Here is a 20,993-nt window from a genome sequence, read left to right as displayed (position 1 = left end):
TATCTATTCTTTTATAGGAAGAGCTAATATTAATTGGGTATACCTTCTTCGATAATTGTGTTGGGTATAAAGAATAGCCTCTAAATTATTAATACCTAAATCTATAGAGTAAGGTGCTGTTGTATCATGTTTTGGAGCAGTTTTTGAAACTTGTTTGCTCACTAAATCTATTCGCCAGAGTAAGAGGATGAATAATAAAATTTGATTTGTAGTTTACTATTCCTTGCTTGTTAATAAGTTTATAACGTTATAGCTTATTTTTTTGAGTACCATCTTGATTGAAGTTTTCTTTATTTAACCATTTTTCAAAACGACCTTTTAGTTCGCCCCATTCTTTATCAATGATAGAAAACCAACAGGTATCTCTAGAGCGGGACTTGTATACAACTGCTTGTCTGAATGTACCTTCATATTTAAAACCTAACCGCTGAGCTGCTGTTTTAGAGGGTTCGTTTAGTGAGTCACATTTCCACTCATAGCGTCGGTATTGTAAATCATCAAAAACATAATACATAAGTAAGTATTGAGCTTCTGTAGCAATACGTGTTTTTTTCAGTAAAGGGGAAAAAGTTACATAACCTACTTCAATAGAGCCATTAATAGTGTCTGGTCGCATTAATGCAATAGTTCCTAATGCTCTATTTGTTTTAATATCGATAATGGCATAGTGATATTGATTGCTAGTAGTTACTAATTTAGTCAAATAATCACAAAATGTGGTGTAGTTTTGAGGTGGTTCAGCAGGTAAATATGTCCAATCTCTTCCGTCAGTTGCTGTTTGATAGGCAGCAAATAAGTCATTAGCATGTTTTTCAACATTTAATTGCTCAAGTTGACAATATTTGCCTACCAGTAAAGGGGTACTTGGGAATTCTCGGGGAGTCCAATCTATAACCTCTATACCAATAGGTTGTCCATATTCATTTAGTTTAGCTGACATGATTTATACCTAATATTATTCTGTGGAAAGTTCTTTACAACTTGAATGGGTAATTTCAATTTTTTTATAACATGCTTTATCTTTTGAGAGAGTTTTTATATTACTTAAAAAGATTTCTGGATTATTTAATGGTAATGTTTTTAATGTGGCTACAGGATATTCCCACCATTGACTATCTAATAGTTGTTTGCAAATTTCTTCAGTATGGCGATACTTAACTATTTTGGCAGGGTTGCCTGCTACAATAGCATAGGGTGGAACATCTTTAGTGACTACAGCACTTGTTGCAATAATGGCACCTGTACCAATAGTTACATTTTCTAAGATAGTGGCATTTTCACCAATCCATACATCGTGACCAATAACAGTATCAATTACTTCAGGGTAATAATGATGTGGGCTATCTGTATCATATTGAAAAGGATGAATACTTACCCAGTTCGTTGGGTGAACCTTTTTAGGATTGCCAATAGAAACGTTATTAGCAATAGAACAAAATCGACCAATAGATTTTACGAAAAGTAATTGGCTATCACTTCTTATATAGGTGAAAGCACCAATAGCTAGTTGAGGTGATTTGATAGTGACATGGCCTATTTCTACGTGTTCTTCTAGAATAAGCGTTGTCTTTTTATGGAGTGAAGATAAGCCACCTGCTAATTTGCAACGGTGTTTTCTTATCCATTTTTTCCAATAATGTCCTTTAAAAAACATATAAAAACCTAATATTGGGAGTGAGTAGTAAAGGGTGAATTTATTATCTGTATTGCAAAATAATATTTATAACCAACGATGGTGAAAATATCATCTATAATACGCACTAAATTCATATTTTAAAATAATAGTTCAAAGGTTATTTTATGTCGCAAACTCCTCTTGTTTTGGTGGATGGTTCTTCTTATCTTTATCGTGCTTATCATGCATTACCACCATTAACGACTTCTGCTGGTATCCCTACAGGGGCGGTTAAGGGAGTGCTGAATATGCTAAAAAGCTTAGTTAAGCAATATCCTAATAGTCCAATAGCTGTTGTGTTTGATGCTAAAGGGGGTAGTTTTAGAGATGAGTTATATGCTGATTATAAAGCTCACCGTCCACCAATGCCTGATGATTTACGGGTACAAATTGAGCCATTACATGAAAGTGTCAAAGCAATGGGCTTTCCATTGTTATGTGTTGATAGAGTTGAAGCGGATGATGTTATAGGTACACTTGCCTTAGAAACTGCCAAAACAGGTAGGCCTGTAGTGATTTCTACGGGTGATAAAGATATGGCGCAGTTAGTAAATGATAAGATTACACTTGTCAATACCATGACAGGTTCAACCCTTGATCCACAAGGTGTAATTGATAAGTTTGGGGTAGAGCCTAAGTTAATTATTGATTTCTTAGCATTAATGGGTGATAAATCGGATAATATCCCAGGTGTACCAAGTGTTGGTGAAAAAACAGCGGTAGGGCTTATTCAAGGTTTGCAGGGTGGTTTAGATATTATTTATGCTAATTTAGATAAAGTACCCACTTTGCCTATTCGTGGTGCTAAATCACTGCCTGCTAAATTAGAAGAACATAAGGATATGGCTTATCTTTCTTATCAATTGGCCACTATTAAAACGGATGTTGAGTTAGACGTTAATATAGAAGAGTTACAACGCAAAGAAGAAGACGATGCTACCTTAATAGAACTCTATAAAAAGTTAGAGTTTAGGCAATGGTTAGATGTTCTATTGCGTAAAGCACCAAAACAGCCTGCACCAATAGTACAGCCTATGCAAAATGATATGTTTGGTGGTGGGGAAGAAATTAAAGCAGAGCCACCACAATCAGAACCACAATCTACTACTCGTAATTATCAAATGATTCTTGAACAGCAAGATTTTGATAATTGGTTAGTAAAATTACAGAAAGCAGAACTAATAGCCTTTGATACTGAAACTACTAGTATTGATGCACAACAAGCAGAATTAGTAGGCTTATCGTTTGCCGTAAAACCTTATGAAGCGGTATATATTCCTGTAGCTCACGATTATATGGGCGCACCACAACAATTAGCACGTGATAAGGTATTAGCTGCATTAAAACCTATTTTAGAAAATGCCAATATAGCTAAAGTAGGACAGCATGCTAAGTATGACATGAATGTGCTTAGTCATTATGGTATTGATGTACAAGGTGTTAAGTTTGATACCATGCTTGAGTCATATGTATTAGACTCTACTGCCTCAAGACATGATATGGATACCTTGGCACAAACCTACTTAGATGAAACTACTATTTCTTTTGAAGAGGTTGCAGGCAAAGGAGCTAAACAATTAACTTTTAATCAAGTAAGTTTAGAGCAAGCAGTACCTTATGCTGCAGAAGATGCAGACATTACCTTAAGACTACATCAAGTATTATGGAATAAACTGCAACAAGAACCTAGCCAAGCTAAAGTATTAACAGAAATTGAAATGCCGTTAGTACCAGTATTAGCGCGTATTGAGCGCAATGGTGCATTGGTTGATGGGAAGTTATTGGCTAGCCAAAGTCAAGAATTAGGCGAAAAAATGGTAGCCTTGGAAAATAAGGCTTTTGAATTGGCAGGACAGAATTTTAATATGAGTTCTCCTAAGCAATTGGGAGAGATACTTTATACTAAGTTAGGATTGCCGATTATTAGTAAAACAGCTAAAGGGCAACCTTCAACAGCGGAAGCTGTATTAGCAGAACTTGCTTTACAAGGTTATGAACTACCAGAAGTTTTGATGGAATACCGTACTTTAAGTAAATTGAAGTCTACCTATACTGATCGTTTACCTGAGCAGATTAATCCTAGAACAGGTCGCATACATACCTCTTATCATCAAGCTGTAACAGCCACTGGCCGATTATCTTCCAGTGATCCTAACTTACAAAATATTCCTATTCGCACTCCAGAAGGGCGGCGCATTAGGCAAGCATTTATTGCTCCTAAAGGTTATAAACTATTGGCGGCGGATTATTCACAAATTGAATTAAGAATAATGGCACATTTAGCTCAAGATAAGGGCTTATTGGATGCCTTTAAGCAAGGGTTAGATGTACATAGAGCAACTGCTGCGGAAGTGTTTGGTGTATCAGTGGCGGATGTAACAAGCGACCAACGCCGTAAAGCTAAAGCCATTAATTTTGGTCTTATTTATGGTATGAGTGCTTTTGGTTTGGCTAAACAAATAGGTGTAGACCGCAAAGAAGCCCAAGAATATATTGATAAATATTTTACTAAATACCCTGGTGTGCTAGCTTATATGGAGCGTACCCGTGAAGCTGCTGCTGAAAAAGGTTATGTAGAAACGTTATTTGATCGTCGCTTATATCTACCTGATATTAAAGCAGGTAATGCAAATGTACGCCGTGGTGCAGAGCGCACAGCTATTAATGCCCCAATGCAAGGAACCGCTGCAGATATTATTAAGCGTGCGATGGTTAAAGTAGATGCTTGGTTGCAACAAGATAAAGTAGATGCCAAAGTAATTCTGCAAGTACATGATGAATTGGTATTAGAGGTGCAAGAAGATCAATTGCAACAAGTATCAGATAAGATAAAACTAATAATGGCAGAAGCTGCTGAGTTAGCGGTGCCTTTAGTAGTGGATGTAGGGATTGGTAATAACTGGGATGAAGCTCATTAATTGCTCATGTATGTATTTATAAGGCGAGCTAGGAAAAATAGCTCGCCTTACATTAGTTATTTCTATTAATAATTAACTCTCTTAGTGAGTTTGGTAAAAATTGTTGTAAGCAGTTATTAATCTGTTTTTCATGACGTTGCCAATAAATACCAATACCTATAATAAATAGACCTATTAATGTTAAGGCAAAAGGGAATAACATACTGTCTTTAAATACATTATAAGAAAGATGTCCTAGATAAAAAGCTACACCAAAACCACCAAATATAACAAATACTCTTCTGGCCAAAGTAGCGCCCACTAAAATCATGGCTAGATTAATACAGCAATAAAGGAATTTATTAAGCTCACTATCAGAGCTCATTGAGCTTAAAGCTCCCCAGAAAGTTAATACTCCGCCTAGGTACAACCAAAAAGCAAAATCTTTATGGGTCTTATTTTTAATGTCTACGATAAAGGCAACAGCGATCATCCATAAGCCAAACCAAAGGGATATAGTTTGTTTTAATTCCCAATAACTTCTGTAGTAGCCATCTCTTTCAAACCAACCAAATATTTCTAGCATCATGGGGGTTAAATCCATGCTCATATACCATAAGGTAACTGCTACAGGCATAACTAAGAATGGTAAACGATAGCGATATACCATAAACACTCCAATAGCAAGGGTAGCTAATTCCATAATCATCCAACGCCAATCAATGAAACGATGATAGTCACGGTAATGAGTATAACTATCCCAGTAGCCTAGGGCGGATTGTAATCCATAAACAGCTAAGGGAACTAAAACCACCACTAGCGTAGCTAAGATACCCGCAGGAATGGCTAGCTGATAACGGCGTAATAATAATTCTGTTAAAGTAATTCCAAGTACTGCATATACAACACAGATAGCAAATAAACCAAAACCACCAAAGTTTTCCCAGCCTAAGGTCATAAATAATGACATGGCCCCAATGGCGATCATTCCTCCAAGATAATAAAGGATATGAGTCATCTGAAAGCTGGGTAGATCTTTATTCTGATCTTTCAAAAATAACCATAGTTGTTCAACTTGGTTATCAGATAACACCCCTTGTTTAGCGGCAGCATCTAATTGAGATTTTTTAACTTGCATAGTAACGTTCTTCTTACAGAGGATGTCATGATAAATTTATCATAACTATGTTGTTATTAAATTGAAAAGTAAAGTTATATTTTGTTTTAATTATTTATGTCAGTTCTTATTGTTAGTTATTCTGTTATTAACTCCATACAAAGTATTTCATAGCGTTGAATTTTTTCTTGGAGCTTTTGTTTATGTTCTAACCAGAGGGCTATGTTTGTATCTATATAGTGTTGGTGCTTTTTTAACATATCACCTCGTTCTTTTAAAGTTGCATTACCTTGGGCATATATATAAGAATGAAAACCGACAATTTATCCCCAAAGTAGCTTAAAATAGAAAAATATTAATGAGCCTTATGAATTAGACTTTTTTATAAAAAGAGTTTTCATTAGTTATGATGTCCAAAAGAGAACAGATTACAGGTGGTATATTAGGCAGTCCTCTGGTTTCTGATCATGCTATTAATAAATTAGTGTATGCTAAACACTGAAGATTAATTGATATAGACAGGATTTATTATGATTGATTATCAAGGGGAATTAATTCTTACAGTCAATGCGGGTTCTTCGAGTATTAAAATAGGTTTATTTGCTGGGCGCAAAGGGCAAGAGCCAAAACTGCTTATTCGAGGAAAATTGGATGGCATAGCTACTCAACCGCGTATTCAAATAAAGGATACAGCAGGTAAGATATTAGCGGAACAGCATTACAGTATTGGGCAAATTGGTAATTTACCAGACGCCTTTCATTTTATTTATAAAATCTTTATTGAAATTTTAGAAGGTAAAGAACCCAGTTTAATGGGACATAGAGTGGTACATGGAGGTAGCCATTTTATTCAACCTGTATTAGTTAATAGACAGGTTTTGCAAGAGTTAGAAAAATTAACATCTTTAGCACCATTACATCAACCTTATAATCTGGTTGCTATGCAATTATTGTTGGATAAAAAGCCAGAAATACCACAAGTAGCTTGTTTTGATACGGCTTTTCATGTGGGGCGTGATCTGTTGCATGAGCTATTCGCGTTACCTTATGAGATGTATGAGCAGGGCATTAAACGCTATGGTTTTCATGGTCTTTCCTTTGAATATATCAGTCAATGTTTACAACAGAAATTACCAGAAGTGGCTAATAAAAAGATAGTTATTGCTCATCTTGGTAATGGTAGTGGTTTATGTGCGATACATCAGGGTAAAAGCGTTGAAGTAACCACTAGTTTTAGTGCCCTCGATGGTTTGCCAATGGCAACACGGACAGGCTCTTTAGACGCAGGTGTAATCATTCATTTATTAAATGAAGGCAAAACTACCAAGGATATTGAAAAGTTAGTTTATAAGCAATCGGGATTATTAGGTATTTCTGGGGTGAGCAGTGATATGCGTACCTTAAAGGCTAGTAAAGAAAAAAGAGCAAAGTTAGCGATTGATTACTATGCATTACATATCGCACAAAATATAGCTCAATTAGCAGTTAGCTTAGGTGGGCTAGATGCTCTCGTATTTACTGCGGGTATTGGTGAAAAAGATGCTAGTTTGCGTGAGCAAGTGATAAACCAACTTAACTCTTTATTTGGTTTTAAATTAGATCAACAAGCCAATCAAAATAATAATTTTAAAATTACGGCTAATGATAGTGAAACATTAGCTTTAGTTATTCCTACAGACGAAGAAAAAATGATAGCAAAACATGCATGGCGTATTTATCAGGGATTATAATCAATGAATTCAAATGCAGCAGATCTTTTTTACTAAAAGGTAAGAAAGATCTTATCGTGGGTATTGCTAATGAAGACTCTATTGCATGAGAATGTGCGCAAGTCTTACATTCGTTAGATGCAGAGTTAACTATTACTTATTCATTTGAATCAATGGGTAAAATAATTTCCACAAGAAAGCCGCCTTCAGAATGATTGCTAAATACTATTTGCCCATTATGGCTTTCTATTGCTCGACGACTAATAGCTAACCCTAAACCATAACCTTGCGAGGTTTGTCCTGGTACTCTATAGAAGGGTTTACTTAATTGAGTAAGATGCTCTTCAGTAACACCTATACCATAATCCCTAATCACTATATGTATTTTATTATCTTTTTGTTGTGCAGTTATTTCAATGGGTTTGTCAGTTGGATTAAATCGTAACGCATTACGTATTAGATTATCTAAGGCACGTTCTACGCGATCTTCCCAACCATTGATGGTAATTGTTTCAGGTATATTAAGTTTAATTTTTTGATCAGGTGCAGTAATTTTGGCATCTTCTTGTAGTTTCCTTAATAAAGGGGCTAGAGGAATAGCCGTTTTATTGCCTGGTACACTATCTAATCTAGCAAGAGTTAGTATTTCACTAATAAGAGACTCTAGGCGATCACATTCAAGGGATAATCGATTAGAAAGTTTTTCTCTATCTTCATCGTTCGCACGTTCTAAAAGAGCAGTAGTAATTTTTAGACGTGTTAAAGGTGATCGTAACTCGTGAGATACATCACGAAGCAATTGGCGCTGACTATCAATTAAAGCTTGCAAGTGTTCGCCCATCAAACTGAAATCTTTAGCCAGTAAACCAAATTCATCTTTACGATTAGCTAAATTAGTCAAACTATTTTTTTGATACTCTGTACGACCTAAGTCATGCACTGCTCCCCTTAATTTTTTTAAGGGTCTTGTGATTGATAAAGTTAGTAAGATACTAAAAATAGTCAGTACAATAAGAGTAATGGTAATACCACTTACAGGGCGCCATATGCTTTCGCGCTGCCAAGCATTTAGTTCACTGTTAGGTATTCTGTAAATAAATAGATAACTATTACCCGTTTTTGTACTGGTGTATTCTAGGGTTATTTGTCGCCATTGTGGCATAGGCCCTGGAGGATTAGGCGAGTTATGAGTAAAATTACCATTACCTCTCATCATTCGGTGATGACGTGGTGTTACTAAGGTTGTTCCAGATTCTGTTAAGATTTGTATATCAACTCGATATTTGCTTTGGTGCTGTTGTAGAAATTTTCTAGCTGACTCAATGCCTTCATTTTCATAATGATCTACCCATTGCTGTGCTACATTTTTAACAATAGGTAAACGATTTAATATCCAAGTATCTTGGTTAAAAAAGTGACTGAATAATATAGTTAAGCTAACAGTTATAGTGATAGCTAACCAAAAGCTTAAAAAGATTCGCCAGAAAAATGAGCGCACAAAAGTTACCTTCGAAACATAAATGCCCACATTATAGGTGGGCATTTACTAATGGAACAGAAAATTATTTACCTGCTTTACTAGCTTTCCATGCTTGGAACTCTTGCCATTCTTTCATACGTTCATCTTGCCATTTTTGTCTTTCATCAAAGTTTTTTTGTTGCTCTGGAGTCATTGTGGCACGTATTTGTTTACGAGTTTCTTCGCGTGACTTTTGTAACTCATCTGCCATCGCCTTTCTATCTGTTTCAGATAGTTTATTATAGTATTTTTGTTTAATTTCCCAACGTGCTTTTGCCTGCTTTCTCATCATATCTTGCATTTTGTCACGTTGTTCTGGTGATAGGTTATTCATACCTCCACGATGAAATCCACTATGTTTGCCATATCCATTATGTCCAGGGCCAAAATCACCACGAGCACAAGGGCCATTACCATGTCCATAGCCTGCATCGGGGTTTCCGTGACCATAACCAGTACCATGTGGCGCTGCAATTGCTAATGCAGGGATAGCTGCTGTAAGTAATAAAGCTGGAATATATTTACGCATCTTAATTCTCCTAACCTTTCAACAAGGTTGCTGTTTCTGTTATGGTCAGTATAAGCATTTAAAGGTCAAGTACAGTCAGTAGTATGTAAAGAGAAGGTAAAGATTTTTTGCTGAATTAAGTGGCGTAATAATAGCCACGACCACGTAATGATAGTATACGAGGGCTTCCATCAGAGTGAGGGCCAAGTTTTTTACGAAGGTTACTAATATGCATATCTAAACTACGATCGTATAAAGTAAGTTTTCTTCCAAGTGCTATTTGAGTAAGTTCATGCTTATCTATAGGTTCGCCAGGTTGCTTTATCAACGCTTCTAAAAGACGGCTTTCAGAAACAGTTAAAACAGTTTCTACTTCATTAATAGTAACAACCCCGCGTACAGGGCTAAAGTTTAAATCACCTAACTCAATATGGCTTGGTGTGGCTGTATTATGATTAGATGAGCGCCTTAATATAGCTTTTAAACGAGCAGTAAGCTCTCTAGGTTCACAAGGTTTGGGAAGATAATCGTCTGCACCCAATTCAAGTCCTAAAATACGATCTAGTGGTTCACCACGTGCTGAAAGCATTAATACAGGGAGATCAGGGTGATGGGTTCTTAATAGCTTAAGTAAGTCTAGACCATTACCATCAGGAAGCATTACATCAAGAATAACAGCATCGGGTAAAGATTGTGTAGCTAAATAATCTTTACCCGTTTGCGTTGTATGACAAGAGCTAACATCAAATCCTTCTTGAGTGAGCCAGTGGCTTAATAGTTCACAAAGTTCTTCGTCATCGTCTATCAGTAGTAAATTATTCATCCGTAATCACTATGGTAGTACTTTTTTAAAAGGTTTAACGTCTACATTACCATAAACACCCGCTTCACAATAGGGATCGGCATTAGCCCAATCTTGTGCTGCGGCCAATGAATCAAACTCGGCAACAACTAAACTTCCTGTAAATCCACATTCACCTGGATCATTACTATCAACTGCTGGATGAGGACCAGCCAATATAAGGCGACCTTGCTGTTTTAAGTTTTCTAAACGTTCTAAATGAGCAGGCCTTGCTTTTAAACGTAGTTGTAGAGTATTAGGCTTATCTGTTGCAATAATTGCATAAAGCATCATTATTCCTCCGAATTAGAGGGTTGTTCCTCTTCTTTAATATGACGTGATAAATATAGTGCTTGACCAATCATAAAGATAATCGTCATAGCAAGACTACCAAACACTTTAAAGTCTACCCAAATACTATCAAAAGTAAAGGCAACAAATAAATTAGCAGCACCACAAATAATGAAGAAAATAACCCAAGCAATATTAAGTTTTCGCCAAATAGCATCTGGCAGTGTAACTGCCTTGCTCATTAAGCGTTGTACAATAGGTTCTTTACCAATATATTGACTACCTAAGAAAGCTAAGGCAAAAATCCAATTCACAATAGGTGCTTTTAGTTTTATAAAGGTTTCACTATGGAAAGCAAGTGTTAAACCGCCCAATAATAAACAGGCAGCTAGGGTGATCATTTGGCCATTGTCTAATTTTCTTTGTTTTAAGAAAATAGCACCATAAACAATAATGGAAACAATGATAAGTACCGCTGTAGCACTATAAATACCACCCAACGTAAAAGTATAGCCAAACAGTTCTATAGGCCGAGGTTCTATTTTAAATACAATAAAAAATAGGATAAGAGGAATAAAATCTATAAACTGTTTCACGAAAACACAATCCAAAGTGGTTTAAAAAGGGCATAATAGCAAACTTAGCTATTTCCTTCATAGATTATAAATATTTTGTAGTTATTTTATGAGCCAATCCATTGATCTACACAGTCATAGTACAGCCTCCGATGGAGCGTTAAGCCCCACAGAACTGGTATTGCGAGCACATTCTAGGGGAGTTAAGGTATTATCTTTAACCGATCATGATACGATTGATGGTTTAACCGAAGCCATAGCTGCGGCTAACACTGTTGGAATAGAGTTTGTTAAAGGTATAGAGATATCTTGTATTTGGAATAACACCACTATTCATATACTTGGTTATGGTTTTGATGTTTGTAATGCTCGTTTGCAAGAGCTATTAGCTTTTTTAAGAGAGGCTCGGTGGTCAAGAGCAAAACAAATAGCAGAAAAGTTACATGCAAAGGGAATGGTTAATTTATTAGATAAAGCGATTAGCCAGCAACAACAGCAGTTTGCTAGTAATAATGGCCCTGGTCGCCCCCATTTTGCTCGAGCAATGGTTGCTGAAGGATATGTGGATACAACAAAAGAAGCCTTTCAGAAATGGTTAGGAAATGGGAAAATAGGTGATGTTAAACAGCATTGGCCTAGCTTGGAAACAGTTGTAGATATTCTACATAAAAGTGGTGCGTGGGTTAGTTTAGCTCATCCTTGCCAGTATAATATGACACGTACTAAACTTAGCCGTTTATTAAGAGAGTTTATTACCTCAGGTGGTCATGCGATGGAGGTAGTAAATGGTTTTCAGCCTGCAGAACAGGTCGGTAAACTAGCCAATCTAGCAAGAGATTTTGGATTATTTGCAAGTGCTGGCAGTGACTTTCATTATCCTAATACATGGGGTGAGTTAGGGCTATATCGGCCAATGCCAGAAGATTTACCGCCACTTTGGAAAAAGCTAGGTGTATTACACTAATTATTTATTAAGAGGACTCTCGTGAGCCAATTTTTTCAGATTCATGTAGAAAACCCACAACAGCGTTTAATTAAACAGGCGGCTAGTATCATTGAAGGGGGTGGTGTTGTGATTTACCCTACAGATACTACTTATGCATTAGCTTGTTGTATTGGTAATAAAGCGGGAATTGATCGTATTCGACAAATTCGTCAATTGGATGAAAAACATAATTTTACTTTAATTTGTCGTGACCTCTCTGACTTAGGTGTTTATGCGAAGGTTAATACCAGTGCTTTTCGCTTGTTAAAAACGTATACACCGGGGCCTTATACATTTATTTTAGAGGCAACACGTGAAGTGCCTAGAATGTTAATGCATCCAAAACGTCGTACAATAGGCTTAAGAGTACCTAACTTCCCTATTACTCAAGCGTTATTGGCTGAAGTCACTAAACCTTTGTTAACCACCAGTTTAATTATGCCAGGTGAATCGCAACCTATGACAGATCCTTATGAGATTAAGGACTTATTAGAAAATCGTGTGGATCTTATTATTGATGGTGGCATGGGTAATTTAGAGGTTTCTACGGTAATAAGTTTAGTAGATGATACGCCAGAGGTTATCAGGGAAGGATTAGGTGACCCTACACCATTCCAATAATTATGACGATAATTAATACATCTGTCCCTAGTAATCCTCAATTACCACTAGCCTTAGTTTATGGTGAGGCAGTTATTGAGGTTCCACAGGATTTATATATTCCGCCAGATGCTCTTGAGGTTATTTTAGAGGCCTTTGAAGGGCCATTGGATTTATTACTTTATCTGATTCGTAAGCAGAATATAGATATTTTAGATATCCCTGTGGCAGAAATTACCCGTCAATATATGAGTTATGTGGAATTAATGAAGTCAGCACGACTAGAATTAGCCGCAGAATATTTATTAATGGCAGCTATGTTGGCAGAAATTAAGTCCAGAATGTTGCTGCCTAAACTGCATAGTGCAGAAGAAGAGGAAGAAGATCCTCGGGCTGAATTAATTAGACGTTTGCAGGAATATGAGCAAATCAAGGTGGCTGCTGAGGGATTGGATGAAATACCTCGTTTAGATAGAGATATTAAAGAGATACAGTTAGCTGCACCAGAAGCTAAAGCAAGAAAGCTATTGCCAGAAGTTACTTTACAAGAGCTATTGTTGACCGTCTCAGAAGTATTAAAAAGGGCTGAGATGTTTGAACAACATCAGGTCTCAAGGGAAGTTCTTTCTACAAGAGAAAGAATGACAACTATCCTAGAAAAAATAGCAGGTAAGGGATTTGTGCCCTTTATTCAATTATTTCAAGTAGAAGAAGGTAAGCTAGGGATCGTAGTTACTTTTATGGCTATTTTAGAGCTAGTGAAAGAATCATTGATTGATATTATACAAAATGAACCTTTTGCGCCTATTCATGTGAAAGCAAAGATGGCAATGGAGACAGTAAGCTATGAATCTGAATGAGCCTTTAGAGTTAGCAACGCTACTTGAGGCCTTATTATTGGCTCATAATCAGCCCTTGACTATCGATCGAATAGAATCGTTATTTGATGAAGAAGAAAAGCCATCTACAGCACAGATCCATGAAGCTTTACAGATTTTAGCTGCAAACTGTCAGGGTCGTGCTTATGAGCTTAAGGAGGTAGCCTCTGGTTATCGATTACAAGTGCGTAGTGATTTTGCTCCTTGGGTTAGTAGACTATGGGAAGAAAAGCCGCAACGTTACTCAAGGGCACTATTAGAAACCCTTGCATTAATTGCCTATCGACAACCTATTACCCGTGGCGAAATTGAAGATATTCGAGGTGTAGCTGTTAATAGTCAGATTATTAAAACCTTACAAGAGCGTGATTGGATACGTGTGGTAGGTTATAAAGATGTACCTGGTAAGCCAGCAATGTTAGCCACAACCAAAGCTTTTTTAGATTACTTCAATTTAAAAAGTCTAGAAGAATTACCAGCGCTTTCAACTATTAAACCTATTCAGGAAGAATTCCCTATTTTAGTCGAAGAACTATCTGTTGAAGTTGAGCAAAACTTAATAGTGACCAGCGAAGAAGCAATAGAAAATGGAGAAGAACAAGCTCCTCAATCAGAAAAAAGCTTTAAAAATCTACTAGAAGAATGGGACCAAATGGAACAAGGGGTAAAAATTGATTTTTCAGATTTACTACCAGAATCCATCAAAACAGAATCTGAAGAATAAAAAAGCCGATCATCTGATCGGCTTTACAAAACAGTAGTAATTACTTACGACCAGCTTTGTTTAACATACGAGCAGCACGCTCATTAGCTTCATCAGCTGTTTGTTGAGCTTGTTGTGCAGCACTTAATGCTTGTTGTGCAGTTTGTTGAGCTTGTTGAGCTGTAGATTGAGCTTGGTTTGCAGTTGCTTCAACAGAATCTAAACGAGTAGCTTCTTTGCTAGAACAACCAGCAGCTAATACAGCAACTAAAGCTAGAGCAGATGCTTTAAGAATAATGTTCATTAATTTCTCCTAAATAATAGTAAATTTACCACACTTAGAATAATGTCATATTCATTTATACATCAGCAATTATCCAAAAGTCATACTCGAATAACTTATTAGGCAATAAAAAAGCCGATCAGAAGATCGGCTTTTAAAACGGGCTAAAATAATAAATTATTTACGGCCAGCTTTGTTTAACATGCGAGCAGCACGCTCATTAGCTTCGTCAGCTGTTTGTTGAGCTTGTTGCGCAGCGCTTAAAGCTTCTTGTGCAGTTGCTTGAGCTTGTTGTGCTGTTTGTTGAGCTTGTTGTGCAGTTGCTTCAACAGCGTCAACACGTTCAGAGTTGCTTGAACAGCCAGCAGCTAAAACAGCAACTAAAGCTAAAGCAGATGCTTTAAGAATAGTATTCATTGTGTATCTCCTAGTTTTATTTATAACATCATTTTAAAGTACCATTATGCTATTTTTGGTTTTATCAAGCAAATACTTAGCATAAGTGGCAGCATATATTATAGCCATAAAAAAAGCCAATCAAAAGATTGGCTTTAAACTTTTCGCAAATAAATTATTTACGACCAGCTTTATTTAACATGCGAGCAGCACGTTCGTTAGCTTCATCAGCAGTTTGTTGAGCTTGCTGAGCAGCGCTTAAAGCTTGTTGTGCAGTAGCTTGAGCTTGTTGAGCAGTTTGTTGAGCTTGTTGTGCAGTTGCGTCAACAGCGTCAATACGCTCAGAGTTGCTAGAACAGCCAGCAGCTAAAACAGCAACTAAAGCTAGAGCAGATGCTTTAAGAATCATATTCATTGTAAATCTCCTAAATAGATGTTTTTCATAGTTATATAATGGCTTGAGCCATAGTCTTATATTATCAGAAATAGTTTAAATTAACTGATAGTATCCAAAAGATAGCTTAATCTTTTTTTAATAAGCTATCTATATGTTGCAATTTGAACGCTATATTTATAAAAAAGTTCCTAATGACTAATTAAATATTTTGGTAACTCATCAAATTGATCAATAATAGTTAATGGAGAGTAACTTTTTAATGCCTCTACAGATTGTGCTCCATAGCTAACAGCTATGCTGTCCATATTGGCATTATTAGCCATTTGTAAATCAAAAGAAGCATCACCTACCATAACCGCTTGTTTATTATTTAACCCAAAATAATCTAATAATTCATTCAGCATCTTAGGGTTTGGTTTGCCTGCAGTTTCGTCAGCACAACGGGTTGCGTCAAAAAAATTAGTGAGTTCTAAAGCCCCTAGAATACGGTCTAAACCCTTACGGCTTTTACCTGTGGCAATGGCTAATAAATAATCATTTTGTTGTAGTTTTTGTAGTGTTTCTAACACATTTGGATACAAATTTGGTGTCGTTTTCTCCATTTCTACAAAGTTTTTAGCGTAATTTTCTAAATATTCGGTTAATTGTTTAGGAGATAACTCAGGGTAAAGTTTACTTACCGCATTATCCAATCTAAGACCAATAATATTTTTAACGCTTTGGTTATCTAAAACAGGTAATCCAAAATCTTTAGCTGTTACATGAATACTGTTAACAATAAGGTTTATGGAATCAAGCAAAGTGCCATCCCAATCAAAAATAGCTAACTTATACTTTGCCATTTAATTGCTCCAACGTTTTTTCCCATAAAGGCTCAACAGGCGCTTCAACGGATAAGGTCTTATTATCTGGTAAGGTAATAGTCAGCGCATAAGCATGTAAAAATAACCTTTTACCACCTAGATTACGAATAGTCTTAGAAAACTCTTCATCACCGTATTTAGGGTCACCCGCTATCGAATGACCAGCATGTTTAGCATGTACTCTAATTTGGTGAGTTCGGCCTGTAATAGGGCTAGCTTCTACCAATGTAGCAAAATCACCAAAACGTTTTAATACCTTAAATAAGGTTAATGCTTCTTTCCCTTCAGGATTTATTTCAACCATGCGCTCGCCAGAGCGTAGATTGTTTTTTAATAAAGGCGCAGAAACTTTCTTTTTGGCAGCAGGCCAATTACCTCTAACCAATGCCAGATAGCGTTTATCAACACCATCACCTCTTAGTTGGGTATGTAAATGGCGTAACATACTGCGTTTTTTAGCAATCATTAGTAGGCCAGAAGTATCACGGTCTAAACGATGCACTAACTCTAACTCTTTGGCCTCTGGGCGTAATTGGCGAAATGCCTCAATAACTCCAGCACTTACTCCACTACCACCATGAACAGCAATACCTGCTGGTTTATTAACAATAATTAAACCTTTATCTTCATAAACAATGGCTGCTTCTAAGCGCTCTAATAAGGGTTGAGCAAAAGGTTCTTTTTCTGTTTTTTCAGCTAAACGTAATGGCGGAACGCGAACAATATCACCAGCTTGTAATTTATACTCAGGTTTAATACGCCCTTTATTAACCCGTACTTCCCCTTTACGTAAAATACGATAAATAAGACTTTTAGGAACGCCTTTTAATTGCGTGCGGAGAAAATTATCAATACGTTGCCCTGCATAAGAAGGGGATACTTCTAACCACTGCACCGCTGTCTGGTTAGGTGTAGTAGTTGAGGCGTCTGTCATAATGGTTACCTGAAATAAAGCGAATTTAAAAAAGCTATTTTAACAGTTTGTGAAGAGGCTTTCCTAATAAACACCGTTTTAATTAATAAGTTTCTTATCTTAGTACCATAACTAGGGTAAAATAACTAAATGATTGACGATATTTCTTTTCTAATAGACTCTCTAAATGATGCTCAACGACAAGTGGTAGCTGCACCACTCGGTCAGCAATTAGTATTGGCTGGCGCTGGTTCAGGTAAAACACGGGTATTAGTGCATCGTATTGCATGGCTTATGCATGTAGAGCAAGCCTCACCATTTTCTATTTTAGCGGTAACTTTTACCAATAAAGCTGCTGCTGAAATGCGCGGACGTATTGAAAGCCTATTGAAACAACCCACTCAAGGCATGTGGGTAGGTACTTTTCATGGTCTAGCACATCGTTTATTGCGCAATCATTGGCAGGAAGCAAAGCTAATTCAAAACTTCCAAGTTTTAGATAGTGATGACCAATTACGACTAATCAAACGGGTATTAAAAGATTTAAATATCGATGACCAACGTTGGCAAGCCAGAGAAGTACAATGGTTTATCAACAATAAAAAAGATCAAGGTATTCGACCAAGTGGTATTCAAATATTTGGTGATGTCTATATCTCTACTATGGTGCAAGTTTATCAAACCTATGAAGAATATTGTGAACGTGCAGGTGTAGTTGATTTTGCTGAACTGTTACTGCGTGCCCTTGATTTATGGCGTGATAACCCAGAATTACTAAAACACTACCAACAACGTTTTGCTCATGTGTTAGTAGATGAGTTTCAAGATACCAATGCAGTGCAATATGCATGGTTAAAAATACTCGCCAAAGGTACTAAAAGTTTAATGGTAGTAGGGGATGATGACCAATCAATCTATGGTTGGCGTGGCGCTAAGATTGAAAATATCCAATCCTTTACCGATGATTTTCCAGAAGCAGTAACCTATCGCCTAGAACAAAACTATCGTTCAACCAATACTATTTTAAAAGCAGCCAATGCACTGATTGATAATAACCAAGGTCGTTTAGGTAAAGAGCTTTGGACAGAAGGTAATGAAGGCGACTTAATCGCTTTATATGCAGGCTTTAATGAACAAGATGAAGCTCGTTATATTTTAGAGCGAATCCAAGAAGCCCATAGAGAAGGTTTTAACTACCAAGAAATTGCTATTTTATACCGTTCCAATGCCCAATCCCGTGTATTAGAAGAAAATCTATGGCGAGAAAGTATACCCTACCGTATTTATGGTGGTTTACGTTTCTTCGAGCGAGCGGAAATTAAAAACGCTTTAGCTTATTTAAGGCTTATTCGTTCTAAACAAGATGATAGTGCGCTTGAGCGTATTATTAACTTACCTACCCGTGGTATTGGTGAAAAAACCATTGAACAAGTAAGGCAACTGGCTCGTGAATTAAATATCTCTTTATGGCAATCCCTTAAAGAAATTATAGCGAATAAAGGTGTACCTGCTAGAGCCTGCTCAGCACTCAATAATTTTGTGTTATTGATTAATCGCCTAACCGATGAAATAGAACCATTAAAATTATCAGAACAAATAGATTTAGTGATTAAACAATCGGGTTTATTAGAATTTCATCGTGCAGAAAAGGGTGATAAAGGTGAAGCTAGAGTAGAAAACTTAGAAGAATTGGTAAGTGCAGCCAGTGCTTTTGAACATGATGGAGAACTAGAAGAAAACACCACCCCATTAGGTGCATTTTTAGATCATGCAGCCCTTGAAGCAGGGGAAAAACAAGCAGGTGATGGCGAAGACTGTGTACAACTAATGACCTTACATAATGCCAAAGGGTTAGAATTCCCCTTAGTATTTTTAACAGGTATGGAAGAAGGGCTATTCCCCCATCAACGTAATATAGAAGATATTGATCGTTTAGAAGAAGAACGTCGCCTAGCCTACGTAGGTATTACCCGTGCTATGCAACAACTCGTGTTAACTTATGCTGAAACCAGACGACTGCATGGTAATGAAACCTACAATAGAATCTCCCGTTTTGTTAGAGAAATCCCAACTGATTTACTACGAGAAGTGAGACTATCAGGCTCAGTAAGTCATCCATTTACTCAACAATCATCAAATCAAGAATCAACAGGCTTAAGCCTAGGGCAACGTGTACTACACCCCGTATTTGGTGAGGGAGTAATTCTCAATGCCGAAGGCTCAGGCGCTCATACCCGTATCCAAGTAAAGTTTGATAATGAAGGCAGTAAATGGTTGATTTTAGCGTTTGCTAAGTTACAGGCTATTTAAAAAGGCTAATGATGAAAGTAATTTTAAATAGACAATCAGGATTTACAGAATACTTACCATTGTTTTTAATGGGAAAACGAGGACGTATTCTTTCAGAATTAGCAGAGGAAACAGAAGATTTCTTATTAAATGTGGATAGTGAAGAATATATATCTTATAAATATAGTCAAGGACATATAGAATTACTAGGCTTACAAGAAGATAGACTAGAGTGTTCTATAGATTGTAAAGAAGTTTCTATGAGGGATGGAAAAAAGAGTAAACAGAATGTATTAAGGTTTCATCTTCCATATAGTGGGAATATTGAGTTATTAATGCATAGATGTTCAGATTTAGATTGGTGGATGATGAATATATCCGTTGAGTTTTTTAAGGGTGAGTGTAGTTTTGAAGTTAATGATTATATAGGAAAAAGTCCAAATGAAATTGAGGAAATAAGGATAAAAGTAATTGAGGAAATAAAATACCGGATTAAGGGTATTAATAATAAAGTTAAAGAATATAATGCTTGTTTAAGAGAAGAAATAAAAAAGGATTTTGAGCAAAGAAAAAATAATATTCTTGAGTTAAGGAATAGATTTTCTTCATTGGGCATCCCTATTAGGAAAAAAGATAATGTATCCTCTACTTTTACTATTCCTAAACCTGAGTTAAGAAAACCTATTAATGTAGAAAAACCAGTAGTAAAAAATACTGATTTTGAGCCAGAACCAACCTTAGATAATAGAACATATAAAGAAATTTTAAAATTAATCCATGATGTTGGAAAAGAGTTTGAAAGATTACCCTCATTATATAAAGATAAAGAAGAAGAACATTTAAGAGATCATTTTTTGATGATGTTATCCCCAAATTTTCAAGGGAGTACTACAGGGGAAACGTTTAATAAGAAGGGTAAAACAGATATTTTACTACGTTATGAAAATACTAATGTTTTTATTGCAGAATGTAAGTTTTGGACAGGAAAAAAGGGATTTTTAAATACAATTACTCAGCTACTAGGTTATCTTACGTGGCGAGACTCTAAAGCTGCTATCATAATGTTTGTATCAAATAAGGATTTTTCTAGCGTATTAAATACGGTTAGGAATTCAATCAACGAACATCCTAACTATATAAGGTTTGATAATAAACAAGATGAAACATGGTTTAATTATACGTTTCATATAAATGGTGATAAAAATAGACAAGTAAAATTAGCAGTTATGCTCTATCACTTACCTAAGTAAGAATAAAATTATTTTTATATTTCCTTTATTTATCAATCATAAATAATCTTCACTTTTATTTTACCTAATCCAATAAAAAACTTGCTCACCCTATTAGCTAGTCTTACAATGAAAATGCTATAGCAAAATCTATAGTACGGGCTTGGCAGCCCGTTTACGCTCGGCCGCAGCTAGTCACTTAGTCTGCGCGGATCAGTTCGTCTGTATTTTTTATGGCGGGCTGTGTACGGGACACTCTTCGGAGTGTGCCGATTTCCGAGCGTATCGGTCTGCCAACCTGTACACAGTTCCGCCTCCCTAATTA

General features: G+C 36.3%; 22 protein-coding genes. 8 read left to right on the top strand and 14 right to left on the bottom strand.

Translation table 11 applies throughout. The features are described from left to right. Positions 1-3 precede the first annotated feature (3 nt). From MTZ49_RS03765 to MTZ49_RS03755, 3 genes are all read right to left on the bottom strand, one after another. Positions 4-162 carry a hypothetical protein gene (locus MTZ49_RS03765; protein WP_264747057.1) on the bottom strand — a complete coding sequence of 53 codons (159 nt, stop codon included), beginning with the start codon at positions 160-162 and terminating at the stop codon, positions 4-6. A gap of 85 nt (positions 163-247) precedes the next feature. Beyond that, positions 248-940, bottom strand: coding sequence for a GNAT family N-acetyltransferase (locus tag MTZ49_RS03760; protein WP_264747056.1), 693 nt, complete (start codon positions 938-940; stop codon positions 248-250). Positions 941-955: 15 nt separating this feature from the next. Further along, positions 956-1,654 (bottom strand): CatB-related O-acetyltransferase, encoded by a 699-nt coding sequence (locus MTZ49_RS03755; protein WP_264747055.1) that lies wholly within the window; start codon positions 1,652-1,654, stop codon positions 956-958. 146 nt (positions 1,655-1,800) lie between these two features. On the opposite strand from MTZ49_RS03755, the gene polA reads away from it, so the two are divergent. Further along, positions 1,801-4,593 carry a DNA polymerase I gene (gene polA, locus MTZ49_RS03750; RefSeq protein WP_264747054.1) on the top strand — a complete coding sequence of 931 codons (2,793 nt, stop codon included), beginning with the start codon at positions 1,801-1,803 and terminating at the stop codon, positions 4,591-4,593. A 52-nt stretch (positions 4,594-4,645) separates the two neighbouring features. On the opposite strand, the gene MTZ49_RS03745 is transcribed toward polA, so the two are convergent. Further along, on the bottom strand, positions 4,646-5,710 hold the full coding sequence (locus MTZ49_RS03745; protein ID WP_264747053.1) for a DUF2157 domain-containing protein: 1,065 nt from the start codon (positions 5,708-5,710) through the stop codon (positions 4,646-4,648). A gap of 509 nt (positions 5,711-6,219) precedes the next feature. On the opposite strand from MTZ49_RS03745, the gene MTZ49_RS03740 reads away from it, so the two are divergent. After that, on the top strand, positions 6,220-7,419 hold the full coding sequence (locus tag MTZ49_RS03740) for an acetate/propionate family kinase (RefSeq protein WP_264747052.1): 1,200 nt from the start codon (positions 6,220-6,222) through the stop codon (positions 7,417-7,419). 136 nt (positions 7,420-7,555) lie between these two features. Here MTZ49_RS03740 and MTZ49_RS03735 read toward each other — a convergent pair whose 3' ends face one another. The 5 genes from MTZ49_RS03735 to MTZ49_RS03715 all read right to left on the bottom strand — a co-directional run bounded on the left by MTZ49_RS03735 (position 7,556) and on the right by MTZ49_RS03715 (position 11,153). Next, the gene (locus MTZ49_RS03735; RefSeq protein ID WP_264747051.1) at positions 7,556-8,896 is read right to left on the bottom strand and encodes a sensor histidine kinase; all 1,341 of its coding nucleotides are present in this window, start codon (positions 8,894-8,896) and stop codon (positions 7,556-7,558) included. Positions 8,897-8,960: 64 nt separating this feature from the next. Continuing rightward, a complete protein-coding gene (locus tag MTZ49_RS03730) occupies positions 8,961-9,446 on the bottom strand; it encodes a Spy/CpxP family protein refolding chaperone (RefSeq protein ID WP_264747050.1) in 486 nt (161 codons plus the stop codon). A 115-nt stretch (positions 9,447-9,561) separates the two neighbouring features. After that, a complete protein-coding gene (locus MTZ49_RS03725) occupies positions 9,562-10,248 on the bottom strand; it encodes a response regulator transcription factor (protein ID WP_264747049.1) in 687 nt (228 codons plus the stop codon). 9 nt (positions 10,249-10,257) lie between these two features. Continuing rightward, entirely contained in the window at positions 10,258-10,557 is a 300-nt protein-coding gene (locus tag MTZ49_RS03720; RefSeq protein WP_264747826.1) for a YciI family protein, read from the bottom strand. A 2-nt stretch (positions 10,558-10,559) separates the two neighbouring features. Next, positions 10,560-11,153 (bottom strand): septation protein A, encoded by a 594-nt coding sequence (locus tag MTZ49_RS03715; RefSeq protein WP_264747048.1) that lies wholly within the window; start codon positions 11,151-11,153, stop codon positions 10,560-10,562. Between the two features lie 88 nt (positions 11,154-11,241). Between MTZ49_RS03715 and MTZ49_RS03710 the strand changes: the two genes are divergently transcribed. From MTZ49_RS03710 to scpB, 4 genes are read left to right on the top strand one after another with little or no spacing between them, the layout of a single operon-like run. Continuing rightward, positions 11,242-12,096, top strand: coding sequence for a PHP domain-containing protein (locus tag MTZ49_RS03710; RefSeq protein WP_264747047.1), 855 nt, complete (start codon positions 11,242-11,244; stop codon positions 12,094-12,096). Positions 12,097-12,117: 21 nt separating this feature from the next. Continuing rightward, positions 12,118-12,738, top strand: coding sequence for an L-threonylcarbamoyladenylate synthase (locus MTZ49_RS03705; RefSeq protein ID WP_264747046.1), 621 nt, complete (start codon positions 12,118-12,120; stop codon positions 12,736-12,738). Positions 12,739-12,740: 2 nt separating this feature from the next. After that, positions 12,741-13,577, top strand: coding sequence for a segregation and condensation protein A (locus MTZ49_RS03700; RefSeq protein WP_264747045.1), 837 nt, complete (start codon positions 12,741-12,743; stop codon positions 13,575-13,577). Beyond that, entirely contained in the window at positions 13,564-14,319 is a 756-nt protein-coding gene (scpB, locus tag MTZ49_RS03695) for an SMC-Scp complex subunit ScpB (RefSeq protein ID WP_264747044.1), read from the top strand. The genes MTZ49_RS03700 and scpB overlap by 14 nt, the downstream gene beginning before the upstream one ends. 40 nt (positions 14,320-14,359) lie before the next feature. Here scpB and MTZ49_RS03690 read toward each other — a convergent pair whose 3' ends face one another. From MTZ49_RS03690 to rluC, 5 genes are all read right to left on the bottom strand, one after another. Next, positions 14,360-14,602, bottom strand: a complete 243-nt coding sequence (locus MTZ49_RS03690) for an Lpp/OprI family alanine-zipper lipoprotein (RefSeq protein ID WP_264747043.1) — start codon at positions 14,600-14,602, stop codon at positions 14,360-14,362. A 156-nt stretch (positions 14,603-14,758) separates the two neighbouring features. Further along, on the bottom strand, positions 14,759-14,998 hold the full coding sequence (locus MTZ49_RS03685; protein ID WP_264747042.1) for an Lpp/OprI family alanine-zipper lipoprotein: 240 nt from the start codon (positions 14,996-14,998) through the stop codon (positions 14,759-14,761). Positions 14,999-15,152: 154 nt separating this feature from the next. Then, positions 15,153-15,392: an Lpp/OprI family alanine-zipper lipoprotein gene (locus MTZ49_RS03680; RefSeq protein WP_264747041.1), complete on the bottom strand. Its 240-nt coding sequence runs from the start codon at positions 15,390-15,392 to the stop codon at positions 15,153-15,155. A gap of 170 nt (positions 15,393-15,562) precedes the next feature. Beyond that, positions 15,563-16,216 carry an HAD-IA family hydrolase gene (locus tag MTZ49_RS03675; RefSeq protein WP_264747040.1) on the bottom strand — a complete coding sequence of 218 codons (654 nt, stop codon included), beginning with the start codon at positions 16,214-16,216 and terminating at the stop codon, positions 15,563-15,565. After that, positions 16,203-17,171, bottom strand: coding sequence for a 23S rRNA pseudouridine(955/2504/2580) synthase RluC (gene rluC / locus MTZ49_RS03670; RefSeq protein ID WP_264747039.1), 969 nt, complete (start codon positions 17,169-17,171; stop codon positions 16,203-16,205). The genes MTZ49_RS03675 and rluC overlap by 14 nt, the downstream gene beginning before the upstream one ends. A 129-nt stretch (positions 17,172-17,300) precedes the next feature. On the opposite strand from rluC, the gene uvrD reads away from it, so the two are divergent. Together uvrD and MTZ49_RS03660 are read left to right on the top strand one after the other, a co-directional pair. Continuing rightward, entirely contained in the window at positions 17,301-19,460 is a 2,160-nt protein-coding gene (gene uvrD / locus MTZ49_RS03665; protein WP_264747038.1) for a DNA helicase II, read from the top strand. Between the two features lie 8 nt (positions 19,461-19,468). Further along, the gene (locus tag MTZ49_RS03660) at positions 19,469-20,689 is read left to right on the top strand and encodes a hypothetical protein (protein ID WP_264747037.1); all 1,221 of its coding nucleotides are present in this window, start codon (positions 19,469-19,471) and stop codon (positions 20,687-20,689) included. The last annotated feature ends 304 nt before the right edge of the window (positions 20,690-20,993 follow it).

This window comes from Entomomonas sp. E2T0 (assembly GCF_025985425.1).
GTDB lineage: Bacteria > Pseudomonadota > Gammaproteobacteria > Pseudomonadales > Pseudomonadaceae > Entomomonas.
This window is presented reverse-complemented; position numbering and strand designations above follow the sequence as displayed.